The sequence below is a fragment of the Runella limosa DSM 17973 genome (assembly GCF_000482465.1).
In the GTDB taxonomy this organism is placed as follows: Bacteria; Bacteroidota; Bacteroidia; order Cytophagales; family Spirosomataceae; genus Runella; species Runella limosa.
In genome coordinates, this window is sequence record NZ_AXVJ01000025.1 from 334,210 (window position 1) to 354,471 (window position 20,262).

At 46.3% G+C, this 20,262-nt stretch carries 13 protein-coding genes; 1 reads left to right on the forward strand and 12 read right to left on the reverse strand.

Features of this window, described 5'->3' with window-relative positions:
* The first annotated feature begins 8 nt into the window (after nucleotides 1–8).
* Nucleotides 9–1,301: a TolC family protein gene (locus K339_RS0101590; protein WP_028522035.1), complete on the forward strand. Its 1,293-nt coding sequence runs from the start codon at nucleotides 9–11 to the stop codon at nucleotides 1,299–1,301.
* Between the two features lie 41 nt (nucleotides 1,302–1,342).
* On the opposite strand, the gene K339_RS0101595 is transcribed toward K339_RS0101590, so the two are convergent.
* From K339_RS0101595 to K339_RS0101660, 12 genes are all read right to left on the reverse strand, one after another.
* A complete protein-coding gene (locus tag K339_RS0101595; protein ID WP_028522036.1) occupies nucleotides 1,343–2,605 on the reverse strand; it encodes an Hsp70 family protein in 1,263 nt (420 codons plus the stop codon).
* A gap of 9 nt (nucleotides 2,606–2,614) precedes the next feature.
* On the reverse strand, nucleotides 2,615–4,282 hold the full coding sequence (locus K339_RS0101600; RefSeq protein WP_028522037.1) for a L,D-transpeptidase family protein: 1,668 nt from the start codon (nucleotides 4,280–4,282) through the stop codon (nucleotides 2,615–2,617).
* A 112-nt stretch (nucleotides 4,283–4,394) separates the two neighbouring features.
* Nucleotides 4,395–5,576, reverse strand: coding sequence for an ATP-binding protein (locus K339_RS0101605; protein WP_028522038.1), 1,182 nt, complete (start codon nucleotides 5,574–5,576; stop codon nucleotides 4,395–4,397).
* A gap of 58 nt (nucleotides 5,577–5,634) precedes the next feature.
* On the reverse strand, nucleotides 5,635–7,077 hold the full coding sequence (locus K339_RS0101610) for a sulfatase family protein (protein WP_051397731.1): 1,443 nt from the start codon (nucleotides 7,075–7,077) through the stop codon (nucleotides 5,635–5,637).
* A gap of 458 nt (nucleotides 7,078–7,535) precedes the next feature.
* Nucleotides 7,536–9,011, reverse strand: a complete 1,476-nt coding sequence (locus K339_RS0101620) for an arylsulfatase (protein ID WP_037298844.1) — start codon at nucleotides 9,009–9,011, stop codon at nucleotides 7,536–7,538.
* A gap of 111 nt (nucleotides 9,012–9,122) precedes the next feature.
* Nucleotides 9,123–10,694 carry a RagB/SusD family nutrient uptake outer membrane protein gene (locus K339_RS0101625; RefSeq protein ID WP_028522042.1) on the reverse strand — a complete coding sequence of 524 codons (1,572 nt, stop codon included), beginning with the start codon at nucleotides 10,692–10,694 and terminating at the stop codon, nucleotides 9,123–9,125.
* Nucleotides 10,695–10,716: 22 nt separating this feature from the next.
* Nucleotides 10,717–14,160, reverse strand: a complete 3,444-nt coding sequence (locus K339_RS0101630; protein ID WP_157607443.1) for a SusC/RagA family TonB-linked outer membrane protein — start codon at nucleotides 14,158–14,160, stop codon at nucleotides 10,717–10,719.
* Between the two features lie 21 nt (nucleotides 14,161–14,181).
* Entirely contained in the window at nucleotides 14,182–15,201 is a 1,020-nt protein-coding gene (locus K339_RS32320; RefSeq protein ID WP_051397732.1) for a FecR family protein, read from the reverse strand.
* 59 nt (nucleotides 15,202–15,260) lie between these two features.
* On the reverse strand, nucleotides 15,261–15,866 hold the full coding sequence (locus K339_RS0101640; protein WP_051397733.1) for an RNA polymerase sigma factor: 606 nt from the start codon (nucleotides 15,864–15,866) through the stop codon (nucleotides 15,261–15,263).
* 177 nt (nucleotides 15,867–16,043) lie between these two features.
* The gene (locus tag K339_RS0101650; protein ID WP_028522045.1) at nucleotides 16,044–17,075 is read right to left on the reverse strand and encodes a hypothetical protein; all 1,032 of its coding nucleotides are present in this window, start codon (nucleotides 17,073–17,075) and stop codon (nucleotides 16,044–16,046) included.
* Between the two features lie 18 nt (nucleotides 17,076–17,093).
* A complete protein-coding gene (locus tag K339_RS0101655) occupies nucleotides 17,094–17,816 on the reverse strand; it encodes a hypothetical protein (RefSeq protein WP_028522046.1) in 723 nt (240 codons plus the stop codon).
* Between the two features lie 238 nt (nucleotides 17,817–18,054).
* Nucleotides 18,055–20,262, reverse strand: a 2,208-nt coding sequence (locus K339_RS0101660; protein ID WP_028522047.1) for a T9SS type A sorting domain-containing protein, incomplete at its 5' end; no start/stop codon positions are given.

Consider the following 20,262-nt stretch of genomic DNA (forward strand, 5'->3'; position numbering starts at 1 on the left):
TCATCACAATGAGGAAATTTTTGATAGTATTGGGTTTGACCATTTCTGGTCAAATCGCCTTTTCTCAAAACTTGACCCTGAACGATGCCATCGGCATTGCGCTCAAAAACAACCTCGATATTGAGGTGTTGAAAAACAACGTTCAGGTAGCCCATATCAACAACGACAAAAGTATCGCTGGGGCCTTGCCTACGGTAACGGCCACCATCAACGACAACGAGCAATACACCAACGTCAATCAGAAGCTCAACACGGGGGTGGAAATTAAGCGAAACGGCGCGGCGGCCAATCAGCTGAACTCCAACATTACTGGAAGTGTTTTGCTCTACAACGGCAACCGCGTTAAATCGACAAAAAAACGCCTTGAACAGCTCGAACTCCAAAGCAAGCAGTTGCTCAACGCCCAAGTTCAAAACACGATTGCGGGCGTAATGGCGGGTTATTATGACGTCATTCGTCAGCAAGCGTACATCCGCACCATCGACCAGTCGATTGACGTGGCAGAGCGCCGCCTGGAGTTGGTAAAAGTGCAACAAAACGTAGGATTGGCCAACAACGCGGACTTGTTTCAATCTCAGCTTGATTTGAACGCTTTGCTTCAAACCAAGCAGTCGCAACAACTGACTGTGACCCAAGCCAAAACCGATTTATTGCTTTTGTTAAACCTTCGTCCTGACACGCTTATCGCCATTCAAGACACGATTTTGGTCGATAAGAGCCTTCAAATGGACGATATTTTGCGCAACGCCAACCGCAACGCCGACGTGATGGCGGCTGATAATCAAATCAAAATTGCGGAATGGGCAGCCAAAGAAGTTCAAGCACAACGCTACCCCACCCTGCGGGCAAACATGGGTTTCAACTACAACCGCAACCAACAAACTGCTGGGCAGCTACTCCTCAACCAAAGTAGTGGGCCGTTTTTGGGCGTAGGATTAACCATTCCTATTTACAACGGAGGTATCTTCAAACGCCAAGAACAAATCGCAGCCATCAATACCAAAAATGCGGGTTTGCGCAAAGAGATTCTTCAACGGACATTGAGCAACAACGTCGTGAAAGCATACCAAACCTATACGATGAATTTGCAACAATTGGAAGAACAAAAGAAAAATGTAGAGCTCTCAAAACAACTGCTTGATTTGACGCTACAACGTTATCAGCTTCGCCAAGCAACCATCGTAGAAGTACGTCAAGCGCAGCAGAGTTTTGAAAACATTGGGTATGCGTTTGTCAATTACAGTTTTGCCGCCAAAGCTGCCGAAATCGAATTGCTTCGTTTAGCCAATAACTTAAAATAAAATGCGTGGTTGGGGTTTCTCAAAACCCCAACACACTACCATTACCCCATTTGAAACTTACGTTGGCTGTCATAAGCCAACCCTACCCCAACACTGTCGAGTTTGTTTCCATCTGCTACTTCGGCATGGGAAAACAGGTTTTTAAAAGCAAGTTGAACTGCGGGAATCTCGGTAGAACCTCCCGTCAAAATAATCAACTCAATATCCTGAAGCTTCACTCCTGCTTCTTGTACACAGGCCGTTGCGGCCACGGTCACTTGCTCAATTTCTTCCGCAATGGCTTCTTCAAAAGTTTTTTTGGAAGTTTCTACAGTACATCCTTCCGCCAAAAAATCAAGCGTTGAACAATTGACATCGTGGTAAGTCAAAGCAATCTTGGCTTCTTCTACCGCGCCTAACAACACGTGCCCACTTTCTTGGTCGATGACATTCAACAGCCGTGAAAGTCGGTCAGGGTCGTGCGATTGACCCAAATACTGGTAAATCTGCATCCGATTTTTGGGCGTATAGAGCGAGTTTACTTTGCTCCACTCGGCCAAGTCGTAGTAATACTTGAGCGGTACGGGCAAATGCTTATCGCCGTACGTACTACGAAAACCCAATTCGGGCATAAACGAAGTCAAACTCAAGTCTTTGTCAAAATCATTTCCACCAATCCGCACTCCTGTGTTGGCTAAAATATCGTTAGCGCGGTTGGTTCTATTCAAAAAATGCTGGGAAAGACGAATCACCGTAAAATCAGACGTACCCCCGCCAATGTCCACCACCAACGCCAGTTTTTCGCCCAATACGTTTATTTCGTGGGCAAAAGCCGCCGCAATGGGTTCAAACTGAAACTCAATGTGTTTGAATCCTACTTGTTGCGCAATTTTCCGTAACTCTTCTTGGGCATTTTTGTCGCCGACAGGGTCGTTATCAATAAAATGAACAGGCCGCCCCATCACCACACTCTCGATTTCTTGCCCCGCTTCCAGTTCGGCTTTGTCTTTGAGGTTTTTGACAAACTGACCAATGATTCGACTAAAATACATCGGACTGCCGTTGACGAGCGTTCCTTGTTTCATAATCGTCGTTCCCAATATCCGCTTCAAACTGCGCATAAAACGGCCTTTGTTCCGTCCCAAAAATAGCTGCACCGCGTCGCGTCCGTAATGGGGCGTGTTGTCGATGCGTTCAAAGAATATTGCGCTAGGAATGGTGGTGTTTGTCCCTTCGACGGGCACCAACGTAAGTTGGTTATCTCGGTAAAATGCAATGGTAGAGTTTGACGTTCCGAAATCAACGCCGCATGAAATTTCCGACATTTGTGCTTGTTATTGTTCTCCAAAAACTTCTTTTGCCAACGCACTATCCAACCCGTATAAATCACGGCGGAAGTTGAGTTGACCCGTATTATCCACCCAAGTTGTAAAATAGACAATATACACTGGAAGCGAAGGACGAACGGTTATCCATTTCTCGTTTTGTGTTTTCCAAACGGCATTTAGCTTATCTTCGTTCCATTCTGGGACATTTTTTAACACATGCAATGCCAATTTTTCAGGTTCTGACACCCGAATACACCCGTGGCTAAACGCCCGTGAAGTCTCTCCAAAGAGGCTTTTGGAGGGTGTATCGTGCAAATAAATGCTGTAACTATTGGGGAATAAAAACTTAACTTTCCCCAAAGAATTTCCCTTACCAGGTTTTTGTCGAATAGTATATGGAATGTTTTTAGTATAAGAGCTCCACTTGACCGAGTACGGATTCACCACTTTGTTGCCCGACACCACTTCCATGTTGTTTCGTTCCAAATACCCTGGATTACGTTTCAGTTTAGGCAAAATCTCGTTGTTGATGATATTGTTGGTCACCACCCAATACGGATTCAGCACCACGTACGAGAGATTTCCTTTAAAAATGCTTGTCTTAGTCGCTTCTTTTCCCACCACAACTTTGCACATCCACGATTGAGCGCCATTTTCAAACACGTGTAAGCGATACTCAGGAATGTTCACCAGCAACATATTCGGTTCGAGTTCATCGGGCACCCAACGGAGGCGTTCCATGTTGAGCATCATTTGGCGGATGCGTTCTTCCACGGGTCGGTTCATTTCCAGCAACGTCTTTTCGTCCAATTTACCAGTTTCCGAAAGGCCCATTCGGTGCTGGAAGCGTTTTAAAGCTACGGCTACCGAGTCATCAAATACCTTGGTCGAATCCAGCGTTTTGAGGTCACCCCACAAGTGAAGGTTTTGTTTCAATACCAAAACCGTCGAATCTTCATCGCCTTTTTTGGGCGCTTTTCCTGCGAACGTCAGCGTAGGCCACCCGCCCTGCTGCTGGAAAAGTCGGTACTGGCTTAGTTTTTCTTTCAACAACGTATAATAACGATTGACAGGCTCGCGTATGGGCTGTCCTTTGGCCATCACGAGCGTGTCTAACAACGCTTGGAAATTTTTCTTTTTACGGGGAATAAACCACTCCAAATCCAACAAATCTTTGACAGTACCCGCGTATGCTTTATCGGCGTACTGAAAAAACGCCGTCGTCAGAAGCAATTCGAGGGTTTGTACTTCTACCTTATTGGCCAAAAACTTCGTCCCTTGGGTTTCGGCCTCGTTCACCAATCGGTCGATTTCGGCATTGTACAGACTGCTATCCGCAAAATCGCTGATGTAGCTTTGCCGTAAGTTATTGAAGTTGTTGGCGGCGTTGGCAAGGCGGTTTTCGCTAAACCACGCATACTGATACCTCCGCCGCTGATAAAACGAACGCACATCCGATTGTAGGCTATCGGCCAACGAACGCGACGCAAAAAACGACGCCAACACGGTGCTATCAAGCACCAAAGTGGTATAATCTTGTTTAGAATAGACCGTTGAGTCGGGTGCAAATGCTTGTTTAACGGGTTCTTTTTTGCGAAATTGGTAATAGACAGCGCCCCCAATCAGGAGCAATACGCCAACGGCAATGGCGATATAACGTTCGTTTTTGTTCATAGGAGGCATAGGATTCCAGAAATAGTGTCGGAAGAAAACACAAAAAAGTCGTTCCACCTAGTAGCAGAACGACTTTTTTGATGTCTCGTTTGGTATTTGTCAAGTTTTGATGTCAAAATAAAAAACCTCCCCAAAGCATCCCATCAAATATCCGATTAGGATAACGCCCCACAACGTAGTTTTGGTTAATTCCAAGCGTACTGGATAAGTCTGTTAAATTTTTAAAATCAGATTCCGTAGCTGTTTCCTTTACTTCAATGGCTTGAGACTGGTTCAAAACAAAATCAATCTCACGTCCAGTTTTAAGTTGGAAGTAGCTCATTTCATGCGTGCCCTGTAACTGATTAAAAACGGCATTTTCAAACTTAGAACCACTGCCCAACTCGGCAACTGATGCGGCGATGCCGTTGTCCAAAAAATAAAGTTTACGGGCTTTAACAATGGCGCGATCAGGACTGTAAGTGGCGACAGGTATGGTTTTAATAAGATAAGATTGCTCCAATAAGGCCAGATAGTTCTCAACCGTTGGCCGAGAAATTTGTATCAAACTGGTAAGCTTACTGATGTCCAGGCGCGTCCCGATTCTCACGGCTAATAGTTTGATGAGTTTGTAGATTTCAGTACTCTTACGGATGTCAGCCAGCGCCGCAATATCGTAATTAATATATGAACTCAGGATGTCCTTGATTAACTCTCGTTTGTCGGCTTCGCTTGAGGCAAGTACCACTTCGGGAAAGCCACCAAATTGGATGTAAGATTCATAAAATGCTTTAAGGCGTTCGTATTCAGCGTTGACAAAACGTATGTCGGCGAAATCAATCGTGGGCGTAAAAGGAATTTCGTTGAACGTTAGCCATTCGCCAAATGTCAGTGGATACACTTCAAAAATCTTTTTTCGGCCTGCGAGTGACTCGGTAAAGGCGTTTTTGAGGTAGTAGGAGCTTGAGCCCGTTAACAGAAATTTGAAGCCGTAGGTATCGTATAAATATTTTACAACGCTGGGTAAGTTAGGAACCATCTGAATCTCATCAATGGCGATGAGTAAGGGTTCATTGACATCAAACCCTCTTTGGGTAAGTGTGTAGGCGATTGTTTCGTAGTTTTTTTCAGAAAATAGTTCTCGGTTGTCAATCCGCTCAAGGTCAAAATAAATCTGTTGGCGAATGGTCGAGTGGGTCATCAACTGCTTCACAAGTGTTGTTTTTCCCGTTCTTCTCATTCCCGTAAGAACAGTAACTTGCTTTTTGGACAAATGCTCCAAAAGGTCTTTTAGAATAGCTCTTTGGTAAAACATAATACTATTTTTAAAGTATAAATCAAAAATAGTATTATGTTTTTAAAATTAAAAGCTTTTACTTCACCCGCCCACTGGGACGAACATTTTTCCCTTCGCGTTTGGTGAGGTCATCGCCCAAGTCCTCGCGGGCTTCGTCGGCTACTTTTTGAAGCTCGGTCACAATCTCAGGATAAAGCTCTTTTACGTCGTAGCGCTCCGATGGGTCGCGGCGGAGGTCGTACAAAGCCAACGGAAACGGATGATTTTCGGGGGCTTTGCCTGGGAAACCGTCGTTGCCTGGCTGTTGTCCTTCGTAAGTGCGTCCTTCGTGTGGCAGTACTAGTTTCCAGTCATCGCGGCGCACGGCTTCTAGGTTATTGCGACGATAATAGTAGTAAAAATACTTCCGAGGCGTGGCGTCCATGTTTCCTTTGAGTAGTGGTAAAATATCCACTCCATCAATTTTTTTCGCAGGGAGTTTTGCCCCGCAGATGTTGGCGATGGTAGGCAGCAAATCAATGGTCGAAGTAAGTTTGTTACAAACGACTCCTTCGGGCGTGACACCTTTCCAGCGAACGATGCAAGGTACGCGTTGGCCTCCCTCAAAACTATTGCCTTTCCCTTCGCGCAAGCCACCCGATGATCCTGCGTGGTTTCCGTAATTGAGCCAAGGGCCATTGTCGCTTGTAAAAATCACCATTGTATTTTTATCCAACCCATTTTCTTTCAAGGCTTTCATGATTTCACCCACCGACCAATCGATTTCGAGCAATACGTCGCCGTAAGTTCCTTGGTTACTTTTGCCCTTAAACTTCGCCGACGCCGCAATCGGTACGTGGGGCATCGAATGCGGCAAATAGACGAAAAACGGCCCTTTTTTGTGTTTTTTAATAAAATTAACCGCTCGTTCGGTATAGATCCCCGTCAATTTGGCTTGGTCGTCGAGGGTTTTTATTTCTTGAATCGTGTCGTTGTTGCTCAACAAAGGCAAATACGGGAAGCTCTTTTTGCGGTTGTCAGACTCGTTGGTAATCGGTTTGCCATCATAATGCACGGGCCACATATCGTTGGAGTAAGGCAAACCAACGTATTCATCAAAGCCTTGTTTCGTTGGTAAAAACTCAGGTTTATCACCCAAATGCCATTTTCCAAACATCCCCGTGGCGTAGCCTTTTTCTTTTAACAACTCAGCGATGGTGGTTTCGTCGGGGTTTAATCCTACTTTGGCATTGGGAAACAACGCCCCCGAAATGCCGACACGGTTGGGATAACAACCCGTCATCAACGCTGCCCGCGAAGCACTACAAACCGCTTGGGCTGCCAAAAAATTGGTAAAGCGCACTCCTTCTCCCGCCAGTTTGTCGAGCTGAGGCGTACGGTATTGCAGCGCCCCATAACAACTCAAATCACCGTAGCCCAAATCATCCATAAAAATCAAAATGATGTTGGGGGGAGTTGCTTTGGGGGCTTGCTCGGTTGAAAAAATGGTAAAAGCCGAAATGCCGACGAAGGCACACATTGCAAAAAAAACAATTGAAAGCTTTCTCATAGTTTGTAATAGTTAGGAAGCTATTTAAACATTGAACGGTAACCAACCACAAAGAACGTTAAGAATAGCACAATGCCCACAAAGTAATCTTATGCTACCTCTATTCAGGTTGAACGCATTAAAATATAAAGTGACTATTGATTGCTCCAGAGGAGCTAAATCTTCGTAGAAAAATGAATCAAATCCCCCCAAAAGCCCCATCGGGGTGGCCGACGTTCGGTGAAAGATGTCACCCCGATGGGGCTTTGGGATGGCCTTTACCCCTTTTTTTCTACTAAGATTTAGCCTCGCTGAGGCTACTTTTTCAAATGCGTTCAACCTGATTTCTATTGTGGACTTTGTGATAAAAATGAATAGAAGATAACCAGGAAACAGAGAGCCGATTTTTGAATTTCGCGCTAAGAAGCAGAGATTACAACTTTACGAACCTACTTCTTCACTTCAAATTTTGGATCAACAAACTCCCATTCGTGAACGTGCGCGGGGCGGTGTTCGCGCTGTACGATTTCGTCAAACTCCTTGGCCAACTCGGGGTGAGCAGCAGCCACGTTGTTCTGTTCGCCAATATCTGATTTTAAGTTATAAATCTCCCATGCGCCGTTGCGGTTTGCTTTTACGTTTCGTTTTACACCCTTCCAATCCCCTTTCCGAATCGCCAGCTGCCCGCCATTTTCGGGATATTCAAAATACAAATAGGGATGTTGGACCTGGGTGGATTTTCCCAAAAGAGTGGGCAAAAACGAAACTCCGTCGGTTGGAAGGGCGGGTTTTGTTCCCAACAAATCGGCACAAGTGGCCAGCACGTCGTACTGCGTCGAAACATGGTCAGTGACTTGTCCAGGCTTGATTTTTCCTTTCCAATACGCAATCATTGGCACTCGGATGCCGCCCTCATATACGTCCATTTTTAACCCACGAAACGGCCCCGCACTTTCAAAAAACGCCGCGTCCACGTGCTTCACAAACGTCGCCCCGTTGTCGCTCGAAAACATAATGATGGTGTTGTCTTCGATACCGAGTTTTTTTACCAACTCCCAAATCTGCCCTACTTGCTTGTCCAAATACGAAATCATGGCCGCGTAGGTCGAGTACGGATAACGCGTAGAGGCATAGCCCGACTGACCACGGTAGGGTTTTTCGTCAAACTTCCCGATGTATTCTTTGACCGCTTCTTCGGGGGCTTGCAGCGACAAGTGAGGCAAGGTATAAGGCAAATAAAGGAAGAAAGGACGGCTTTTGTTATCCGTGATAAAGCCCGTTGCTTCCTCCGTCATTTTGTCGATGGCGTAGTCTTTGCCTACGTAATATTCGTAGTTTTCGTCTCCCTCGGGCATGGGGCGGTGGACTTTGATGTAGGGGTTATTTAGCGCCACTTTTTCCCCATTTTTCCACAAGTGGGTAGGGTAAAAATTGTGCGATTGTTTTTGGCAAAGCAACCCATAGAAGAAGTCAAAACCTTGTTGGTTAGGATTTCCTGTGGTATTGGCCATGCCCATTCCCCATTTTCCAACCGCGCCCGTTTTGTAGCCCGATTTTTGGAACAAATGCCCAATGGTAAATGCTCCTTCGTTCAACGGCATTTGTCCACCCTCTTTATCGTCCTCAAAACCACCAAGTTCATAATTTCCGCGAATGTACGTATGGCCTGTATGGCGACCTGTCATCAATCCACAACGCGAAGGCGCACACACGGGCGCCGACGAATAATGCTGCGTAAAGCGCATTCCGCCCGCTGCTAGTCGGTCGAGGTTAGGGGTTTTGATTTTCTTTTGTCCATAAGCACCTACTTCACCGTAGCCAAGGTCGTCGGCAAAGATATAGATGACGTTGGGTTTTGAGGTCGATTTTTGGGCCAATGCCATTGTTCCCCAACAAAGGAAAAGCAACAAAACAATTCGTTTCATATTCTGCTTCGGTTGATTAAACCAGCGGTAGGAACGCACTTGACGTCCTACCGCTGCTTGTTTGTTTTAAAATAGAAATGGAGTTGGATACTACTGATGTGTCAGGTCAAATTACCAGCCCGAATTTTGGATAAGCTCAGGATTGAGTTCGCGTTCTTTCTGAGGAATAGGCCAGAGGTAGTGTTTAGCAGGATCAAAAACGCGGGTAAACGACGCAATCTGAATGGTTTTCAAATCGGCACCGTCTGCGTACGTCATTCCGTAAACATCGCCTACCATTACTTTTTCGGCGATTTTCCAGCGGCGAATGTCGAACAAACGTAATCCTTCAAACGCTAACTCTAGTAAACGTTCTTTACGGACAGCGTCGCGCAACTGTGCTTGCGATAGCCCCGTCGCCAAGGCAGGCAACTTCACATCGGCGCGCTGACGAATCTGATTAATGGCGTCGTAAACCGTGGCATCTATTTGATTAAGTTCAATTTTCGCTTCGGCGTACGTAAGCAGCACCTCGGCATACCGCAACAAAACGATGTTGATTCCGCAGTTTCCACCCGTGGTTAAGTCTTCTTTGTTGATGTATTTTTTCAACACAAAACCCGTCGAAGTGGCTAAATAAGTATTGCCAATGGCATCGGCCGTTCCGCTTGTTGGACGAGGATCAAATTTCTTCCCATCGGGCAAATCGTCGCCTTGTACAAAAATCGAGGCCCTCAAACGCGGGTCGCGGTTGGCATACGGATTTTTAGGGTCAAAACCGCTGGTAGGGTCGGTAATGTCCTTGCCGTTGGCCATCGGGTAAGCATCCACCAGCGCTTTGGTAGGCACGTAGGTGTTGTTGGCCGTACGTTGGCTATACGGCCCCATGCTGGCAAATACGTTGTTGGAATACGTATCTTTGATAAACTGTTTGTCCAAAATCACTTCCGAATTGTTTTCGGCTGCGTACGAGAAAAGGTTGGCATAACTCGAATACAACGCATACGTTTTTGAGTCAATCACCGATTTGGCCGCATCGGCCGCTTCTTGGTAACGTCCCGCCCAGAGTGCAGCCCGTGCTTTCAAAGCCAAAGCCGCTCCTTTGGTGACGCGCCCTTTGTCGGTTTGGGTGGCGGGTAAATCGTTGGCAGCTTCAGTAAGTTCTTTGAGCACAAAATCCCAAATTTGGGCCGAGGATGTCCGCTTGAGCATCCGTCCTTCTTCAATACCAATGGTCGTCGTTACCAAAGGTACATCTCCAAAAAGCCCCACAAGCTTGGTGTATTGATACGCTCTAAGCGTACGTGCTTCTCCTTTGAGACGGGCAATAAGGGCGGTATTGGTCGTTTGGACTTTGTCAATGTTGGCCAAAAAATCGTTGGCAAGGCGAATCCCACGGTAAGCCGCCGTCCACTCACTTTGAGGACGCGAATTGAGCGCATCGTGAATGCCTTTTTCAATATTGGACTCTACCTGAAACACTTGGTTGACGTGCGAAATGTCAGTGACGCCTTCAATGGCAAAGATATTGACCCCGTCCAAAGCAGGATAGAGGCCGTTTGAGGCAAGAATCGCGTCTCTTTCAGTTTTCCAGAAAATATCCGAAGAAATACGGTCGTTGGGCACGGTATCGAGCAGGCTTTGTTCGCAACCCGACAATACACCTAAGCCTACGACAAGAGGGAAAATATATTTGATTTTCATTGTTTTAAGCTTTCCTTAAAGGTTAAAATTGTACATTAAGACCAACCGTTGTTAGCGATGTTTGAGGATAATAAGTCGCTCGCCCTGATTCGGCTTCGGGGTCGAGGTTCCATTCATTCAACTTCGAGAACGTAAGCAAATTGGTACCGCTCACATAAACCGTAGCCCGTCCCGCTTTGATGCGCTCCAGCAAGCCTTTTGGCAAGCTGTACGACAACTGAATGGTTTTCATGCGGAGATACGACCCGTCGATAATCATGCGGTCAGACGTGGATACGTTGCGCAAATCCAATTTTACAGGACGAGGAAAACGCGCATTGGGCCGCTCGGGAGTCCAGTAGTTATCAGTATAAATTTTGTGCGTAAAGCCTTCGTAGTTCCCCATTTCAGCCAATGCCCCCGACAAGCGCGTGTCCACATCCGCCGCACCTTGCCACTGGGTAAATAGCGTAAAGTTTTTGTAGCTAAAATTGGTATTTAGTCCAAAGGTGTAACGCGGGAACGTTAGACCAATAAACGTCATGTCATCGCTGTTGATTTTTCCGTCGTTGTTCAAGTCCACGTACTTCACATCACCAGGTTTCATGTTAGGCACCAACGTAGGATAGGCTTTGATTTCGTCGGCCGTTTGGAACAACCCATCGGTTTTGTAGCCCCAGTGGGCATTGTACGGCAAACCTTCTTTGATGATGTAGCGCGGGTCGATGTCCGAACCTGAAATGTAAGGGCCTGTTTTGGCCAAATCAATTACTTTATTGTTGTTTTGGGCAAAGTTTCCACCAATTTCGTAAGAGAAACCACTTTTGGTTTTGTTGCGATACGTCAATCCCAATTCAATTCCTTTGTTCCCCACTTTTCCTGCGTTTTGGGGCGGTGCGTTCAAGCCTACGGTTGTTGGAATGGGTAGGTTTAGCAAAATGCCGTTGGTCAATTTGTCGTAATAATCAAACGTAACGCTCAAACGGTTGTTCCAAAGTTGGGCATCCAACCCGATGTCGGTTTGGGTAGTTGTTTCCCACGTCAAGTTCGGGTTGGCCAAGTTCGATTGAACGTAGCCTTGCACCACTGATCCACCAAACGTATAGGTAGAAGAGTTGAGGGTTTGGAAATAGCTGTACAAGCCTACCGCCTGATTTCCAGTTCTTCCCCACGAACCACGCACTTTCAACTCACCCACTACGGCGCGGAGTGGTTCAAAAAACGTCTCTTCTGACAAACGCCAGCCTGCCGAAAACGACGGGAAGAAGCTATAAACTTTATCGCCCGTAAAGCGAGAAGAACCATCGTAGCGCGCATTGGCTTCAAACAAATACTTGTCGGCCAAAGCGTAGTTTATCCGCCCAAAAAACGAGCGAAGTCCCCATTGAGAATCTACCCCACCGCTGTTTTTGTTGTTGTCAGAACCTGAGCCAATCGACTGCACGTCGTTGTTGTAAAAATCTTCGCGGTAGGCGCTGATGGTGTTGTATTTGTTCTGAATTTCTGAGTACCCTACCAATGCTTTCACTTCGTGTTGACCAAACGTATTGCTGTACCCCAACAAGTTATTGAGGGTCGTTTCGCGCGTTACGCTGCGGATTTCGGTCAAACTACTGCGCGGAATGGTTTTTCTGACCAACGACGGATTGTAATAATCCAAGACCGTATAAGCATTGGTGTAGTTTTTGTTTTGCTCTGCCGTGTAGCGAATAGCGTATTGACTGCTAAATTTCAAGTTCGGAATAATTTCCCATTCTACTTTTCCACTGCCAAACAAATAGTCTTGAATGTTCCGCGAAAGCCCTGCAATTTCGGCATACATCAAGGGATTGTTGCCTTGAGCACTCACGCCGTAGGTACCATCAGGATACTTTGGAACAGCCCAAAGTGACCCGTGAAACATGGTATTAAATACGTTGAACTCGCTTACGGGCGTTTGCCAGTTGTTGTTGCGGTAATTGATGTCCACGCTTGCACTCAACCGATTAGATACTTTAAAATCGGTATTGGCGCGAATTTCTTTCACATCGCTGTCAAAGTTGGGTGCAATACCTCCTTGCTTTTGGTAACGCACGCCTACGCGGCCGCGAAAAAACTCATTTCCACCGCTAACCGACACGTTTTGGCTAAACTGCGGCGCTGCCCGTAATACGGTTTTAAACCACGTATTAGGCAAAGGAAACTTGAGGCGGTCGGTAGCATTGACGTATTCTGAAATTTGGGCTTCGCTAAACTTCGCCGCTGCGCCAGAGTTGATAAGCGCCACGTTTTGCAAGCGCATATAAGGTTCTAAGTCCATCATTTCGGGTTTGTTAATGGCATTTTGAACGGCATAAAAACCGCTGTAATCCACCACTGCTTTCCCTGATTTGGCGCGTTTGGTTGTCACAAGCACAACTCCATTAGCCGCCCGAGAACCATAAATGGCAGTTGATGAGGCGTCTTTGAGCACCGAAATACTTTCGATATCGTCGAGGTTGATGGTGTTAAAAGGTTGTTCTACCCCATCTACAATAAACAACGGGTCGTTTGAACTCAACGTGGTGATACCCCGTACCCGCACCGTGGCACGAGAGTTGGGGCCAGGCGAACCACCACGGTCAAGAATCGTCACCCCAGGCGCAATCCCTTGCAAGGCTTGATTGGCATTCGACACGGGGCGGCGTGTGAGTTGTTCACTTTTTACCTCAGCAACGGCACTGGTCAAGCTCGTTTTTTTCTGCACGCCGTAGCCTACAACGACTACTTCACCGAGTGCTTTGGTATCGGCTACCAACATGATATTGATGGCCGTACGACCTCCTACGACCACTTCTTGGGGTAAATAGCCCACGTAGCTAAACACCAATACTGCTTTTTCGTCGGGGACGGCGAGTTGAAAAGCTCCATTGGCGTCGGTGGTCGTTCCTCGGTTGGTTCCTTTGAGCAAAATACTTACGCCAGGCAAACCTTGGCCGTTTTCTTCTGCCACTTTTCCCGCAATTTTTATATCCTCCACCACCACAGCACGGGCCGATGAGGTTGGAAATTGAAGTTGCGAAGGCACTGTTCGAAGACTTGAGAAATCATTAGAAATCGTTCTAGTGTTGGGCAAAGCTTCAGGGCTTGTCTCGCTAGGCGTGAGCATTTCTTTGCCCGAAGTTTTGACTTTTTGGGTTTTAATAATGTAAGTGTTTCGTACTTTTTTGTAGGTCAAACCCGCAGGGTTTAGGAGGTTCTCCAACACCTGTTCAAGTTTGCCACTGAGAGCATCGGCGGCAATCAACCGATTCGGGATTTCGTCGGTTTTATACACCAAATGAATCCCAAAACGCGTTTCGGCATCGCGTAGTGCTTCTTTCAAAGGAATCGACGCTTTGCGGTCGGGTTGATTTTTGTTTTGCTGAGAAATGGTTGTGTAATTGGCGGCAAACACTTGCGCATTTGCGTTTTGAACAAAACCTGTTATCCCACAGACCAAAAAGGATAATAGTAATGGTTTGTACATGGTTTATCTCAAAAGTTAGGTTTATTTAATCGTTAGTTTTTTCTCTGATAGTTGGCAGTCGGCCTTTAGAAGATCAGCCAAAATGTCTCGTACTTCTTCGGCACTGCCCGAAGGAATCGTGCCCGATATTTTTTCGTTGGCAAGGGAAGGGTTTTCAAAACTTACTTCGATCCCAAAGTTGTCTTCGATGCGCCGAGCGACATCGCTCATTGATTCGCCTTCCAAAATCCAAATGTTCTTTTGCCACGAACTGTACAGCTCAGTTCTTACTTTGCGCTGCGTCAAGCTACGCGTATCGGCTCGAAACTCCACCATATCACCAGGCCGCAATACCGCCGATTGTTGGGCAGCTTTGATTTGAACTTTCCCCGATTGAAGCACCACTTGGGTAGTTTTGCGGCGGTCAGAGACGTTGAACTCCGTCCCGAGCACTTCCACCACGAGGTCGTTGGTATGTACCCGAAACTTGGCATCGGTTGGCGTGTGTTTCACATCGAAAAACGCTTCTCCTTGCAACCACACTTCCCGAATGGCCTTGTCTTTCAAATCTTCCGAAAAAGACAAGGTTGAGTTGGCATTCAAATTAACCACCGAACCGTCGGGCAACTCCACTTTACGGGTTTCGCCGTAAGAAGTGGCGTACGACACTGTGGTGGGTTGCGAACTGTACCAAGCGGTTACCACACCGCCTACCAGCAGCACCACGGCAGCGGCTACCCAGCTCAATCGTTTCACAAACGAGCGGCGTAAAGGCATGACGGGAGCGTCTTGCGGCGATAGTGGCAAGCCAATGGTCTGCTCAAGTCGGGTTTTGAGGGCCTGAACTTTCGCTTCTGGCAGGTCGGGCAAACGAACTTCGACTCGTTGTACCAGCTGTCGGGCTTCTTCTATCGTCGTTTGGCGTTTTGGATAGGTGTGGAGAAACTCGTTCCAAAAGTGGTCAGCATCTCCCGAAGGATTTCGTACCCAATCTTGGAAAAAGTCATCAGCTGCGAGTTGCACAGCGTCAAAGGAAGCGTATTTTGTTAAGGGTTCAGGCATTCTCTCAGAGGCATTATACCACATAGAGAAACGAAGTGCGAAGATTACCTCTTTCTTTTTTAAAAAAATTTATAAAAAAATTTCAACACCCCAAAAACAGCCACAAATATCCAATTATCGCGCAGTTGGCCGAGGGCTTTGTAGATAAGATTATAGACCGAATGACGCGTCAGCGACATCATTTCGGCAATTTCGTCGTAGCTTAAATTATCGTAAAAACGAAGAAGAAGCGCTTCTTGCTGGCGCTTAGGGAGTTGAGCAATGTGTTTTTCAAGCTGATGTTTTTGAAGGGATTCGGTTTCTTGGTTGACAAACCAGGTGTCAACAGACTCTATGTAGTCATCATTTATCCCCTCAAATTCAGAAAGTTGCGTATGTCTCGACTGCCGATTGAGGTACTTGAGAAGTTTGGTTTTTAGGGATTTGCACAAATAAAACTGAATGTTATTTGCCTCCACTTCACTCAACGACGCTCGGTATTTCCAAATATCCTCAAATACATCATGGACAGCGTCCGTCAGTAGTTCTTCATCGTTGCAAAGTCGGCGGCCAAATTTGTACAAGATTTGTATATACCCATCGTATAACTCTCCCAAAGCATAGTTATCTCCCGCCCTGAGTCGATTCCAACTGGTCAAATGTGTATCCTTTTGGTCAGAATTCATACCTGCATAAAATGAAAGCCGAGTTTTTCAAGGCAAAAATAGAATATATAAACAATAGGTTATATAAATTTCTTTCAAATCTTTTAAAATCGTGGAAAAGTACAAAACAACATAAACAAATAAAAACAAAAGAGGCTGTTTGGAGAAACAGCCTCTTTTGAAAGAAAAAACTAACCGTTACTTCAAGCCCAGCAAGAAGCCAATGGTAAAGTTGGCATCCCAGTCAAAAACAAAGGTTTTGCAACCCGTAGCATCAGCAACGGCTTTATAAATATTTCCTCCTGCTTTTGATTTGGCTTTGTCGAGTTTGTAAGCTTCCGCGGCCTTCAAAACAGTATATCTTTCTTTGCCATTTCGTACCTCTTTGGCCAAATCAAACGGTACACCGCCAATGATAAAGCATATTTCTCGTTTGCTTTTCGGTACTTGTTTCGACATTGCCCCTACTTCTTCATACACTTTGTCGTCGGCTACTCCTTTTTCGTAGTACTTAGCGCCGTACGTTTCAAGGGTCTTAATGGTACCACCTTCCGTCCACGCGATTTTGGTATTTCCTGAACCAATATCAGTAAAGAAGCCTTTGTCGCTAAATGAAGCAGGCAAGGCGCACTTCAAGCCCAGCGAACCTTCTTGGTCGGGCGTTACGGTGTTGACCATGTAACCCATGTCTTTCAACACTTTGATAATTTTACCCGTCACTTCGGCTTTCAAAGCGCCCGAACTTACCACAAAGTGAATGTCTTTTCCACTTACGCCGTGGTCCATCATGTTTCCAATGTAGCGTTTTAGGCCAATGCGAATGTCATAATCAGAGGCCATGTTTTCAATGACCATGCTATTGCCAAACTCAGCGTGTTCGAGCTTCCAGTTCTTGTCTTTGTCGATGTTGACTACAAAGGAGTTAAAACCGCTTGCTCCTAACTCAACGACACCTTTGAGTTTGCCATCCACGGGCTCGGCAGCAGTATAAGAAAAAGCGCCAGCCGTCGAAGTAGCCTCTGCCGACGACTCGCTGCTGGCCGAAGAAGAACCCTCGTCCGAGGCCGTCGATTCGGTGGTTGTACTTGCCGACGGGCCACCTTCGGGGGATTTGGTCGTAAGTTCGGTTATTGCTTTTTTAGGATCGGGGCCCAAGAAATAATACCCTGCGCCCAACAACCCCGCGATGAATAAAATCAAAAGGACTTTGCCTGCACCTGTTAGATTCATAGTAGTTGTGGTTAAATTTTACGAAATATACTGCTTTATGCCGTTTTCAATCAAGCTAATTTCACTGGCAACGCCTTCTTTGGCCGTCACGGTAGCCTGAATTTTTTGCTCAATTTCGGCAAACTTATCCGTAAACTTACTATCTATTCCGTTGAGCGCCGCTAATTTCTCCGTTTGTATTTTTTCCAAATTGGCAATTTCTTGCTTCAATTTAGCCAACTGTTGCTCAATGGTATTGACTTCGGTATTGAGCTGCTGTTGTTCTTTGGCTTTTTCGGTAGTGAGGGCGTTTTTCTTTTGCTCCCCCGCCGAAACCGTCGCTTCAAACGCTTTCTGTAATTCTGTTTTATAAAAAGCCGCCGACTCCAACAAAAACTGTTGATTACAATTCGGGTTCAGGAGTTTAGCGCCTTCATAGGCCGTCTTAAAATGCTCTACACTAGGGTTGGTACTCGTGCGCAATAACATTTGCGAAAACTCATAAAAATCGAAACCAGGCTGATTTTTTTCTTCCAAAATCTTCCGAAAACGGTTTCGTAGGTCTTCCACAAAGTCGTTAGAAGCGGGAGCCACAAACACGGGTGCACTCACGGGCGTGCTTTTAGGCGGCGCGGATGATGCGGGTGCGGAAGCAGGAGCGGCTGGTTTTTCTTCGGCCTTTTGGTCGTCTAGTACTACAAAGACTCCTGCTAAATCGCGGAGCCAACCGCTCATTTTACTTTTTTGGGGTTCGTCTGCCACTGTTGTAAAGGTTTGATGTTTTCAATGATTGTTTGGATGCGAATGCGTATTACCACGAAAGTTATAAAAACCTTCGTATAAGGCTGATAAAGGTAGAAAAGATTTTGGTGAGAGGGCGTTGGTAAGTAGAAGAGTGGTTGAAAACGGGGCTAATTTTAGGATTTTTGAGGATGAATTTTATAAAAAAACCGCCGCACCCAAAAAGAGGCGGCGGTTTAAGTACACTTTATGAAAAACCCTACTCTGTTTTAATTACTTTCAGGTAAGTAATAGAATGACCCGTCCTTACCTCCAAGACATACACACCAATTGCTAACGAACTCACCTGTATTTCTTCGATATGGGCGTCGGTTTCAGGAATAAATCGCTGATTCAACACCTTTCGGCCTGTTGCATCTCTCAAGCAAACTTGTACTAGAACCCCACTGTTATCAGCCATTTTCAGCCGTAGGGCGTTGGTTACTGGGTTGGGAAAGACCGTAGCGAAAACGTTATCAGTCGATTTTAGATCCCTCCGAGATGACAAAGTAGTTGCCATTTGCTCCTTGCCATTTACCGTGCGACGATCCGACCCTTGCCCACTGCTCTCCGCCCTCGCGGCTCCTATTCCTACGCCATCTTTCGATTGGATTCGGAACCAATATTCTTGATAAGCCAAGACATTGCCTTGCGCTTGGCGGGTAGAAGGATAAATACTTCCCCAGCCTTTTTGGTCCCAATAACGAATACTCAATTTGTATAAACCTTTGGGTAATCCTGAATCATAGGCATTTCCTCCCGCGCCATTGTCGGCGTAGAAACCATAAGCTGGGTGATTTTGGGCGTATAATTCCGTCCAGCCTTCACGATTGGCATACATAAAATAAGGGGCATTATTTTCGTGGGTATTAAACGAACGAACCACCCCCATTTCGGGCGTTGCCAACATATCAAAAGTCAGGGAGCCGTTTGTTCCCAAGTTACAGGCATCGGCATTGATTGTCCAGAAACGAGGAGCCATTTTGTTGGGGTTCTCCACAAAAAATAGCGTCGGATTTTGCTGGGTACTTTGTTCTAACGTAGGACCACCATCACGGGTAATGAATTGGCTAGACCAAGCCGCTCGGTCGTTGATTTTTACCGACGACCTTGATTCTCCAATGTTGATTAAGGTAATCACGAAGGCATTCCAATAGACCTCCTTACGACTACTTTCTTGACTTTGGCAACCGCCGTCAAAAAGGCATTTGGCCCAGTAGGTCTGTTTGATTACGTTGCTGAATGCCACTTCAAAACTTGCTGCGGTGATCCCTGTATTCCAGTACGTTCGACTTCCTGCGGGGCAGTTGGCTGAGACAACAACGGTCGTTCCTGTACATACAATTTCTTGCGAAACAGTTACAACAGGAGCTTGATAAGTCGTTTGCAGCGTAAAAGTTACGACTTGGCTTTTTTCGCTTACGCAACCCGTTTCTGTCTGACAGCGAGCGTAATAAGAAGTTGTTTCGGTAGGAATAGTAGAAGGTAAATTAGGCAAAGCAATGTTGGTAGTGGCATTGTGCCAAACTGTTTTTAGGGAACCACAAGATGATTGCCCGCTAAAGCTTGCGGTTGGGTTACAACTGGTTTCAGGGAAAAGAGACACTTGAGGAGCCGCGGGAATGGGAACCAATTTTAACCGCATCACCCCAGACTCGCTTTCTACACAAGACGGAATACCATTTGCCTCTCGACAGCGAACACGATAATTGTGGTACAGATTGTCTGCCACTCCTGCGGGTACTCCTGTGGCATATTCACCGCCGTCAACGGAGTAAGCGACAATTTCTCCCGCCCCACAAGTCGCTGTAAATGAAATAGAAATTGCTGATACAGCACAAACTTCTTTGGTTTCGCCGACTGCCACCCCTACGCCATCTGCTGTCAGCGATACATGCTGGGGAACAGAAGCCCGATAGTTGATAGTTACTTCAATCACCCCAGAATAGGTAGCGGGGCAATTGACGTCGCAGGCCGCTTGGTAACGGTGGAGTTGGTTATTGGAGGATTGGGAAATTGGGGGATTGGTGGCCCAGTTACTCCATGCGCCACTGCCTACCTGCACTCGCCAAACGGGGGAAACCGAAACGCACAAACCCGAAATACTAAACTGTAAACTATTGACAGGATTGGCATCTGTGTCGCAGAATACTTGGTTATTGCCTTCGTTGAGTACTTGGCTTTGAACTTGTAGCGTAATAGAGGGTTTTGTTTGGATAGCAACTGTCGCCATCCCCACCAATGGTTGCGAACACCCATTCGCATCACTTACCGATACTAACGTCAAGGTTTGATTCGCTACCACGCTCGGGATACTGACCGTTGCCGTTCCGCCCGTTAAAGTGGTGGTTTGGTTGCTACCGCCGTTGAGGGTGTACGTGACGGTCGCTCCGCTGGTTCCGCTCAAAGTAAATGTGGCGGTACTGTT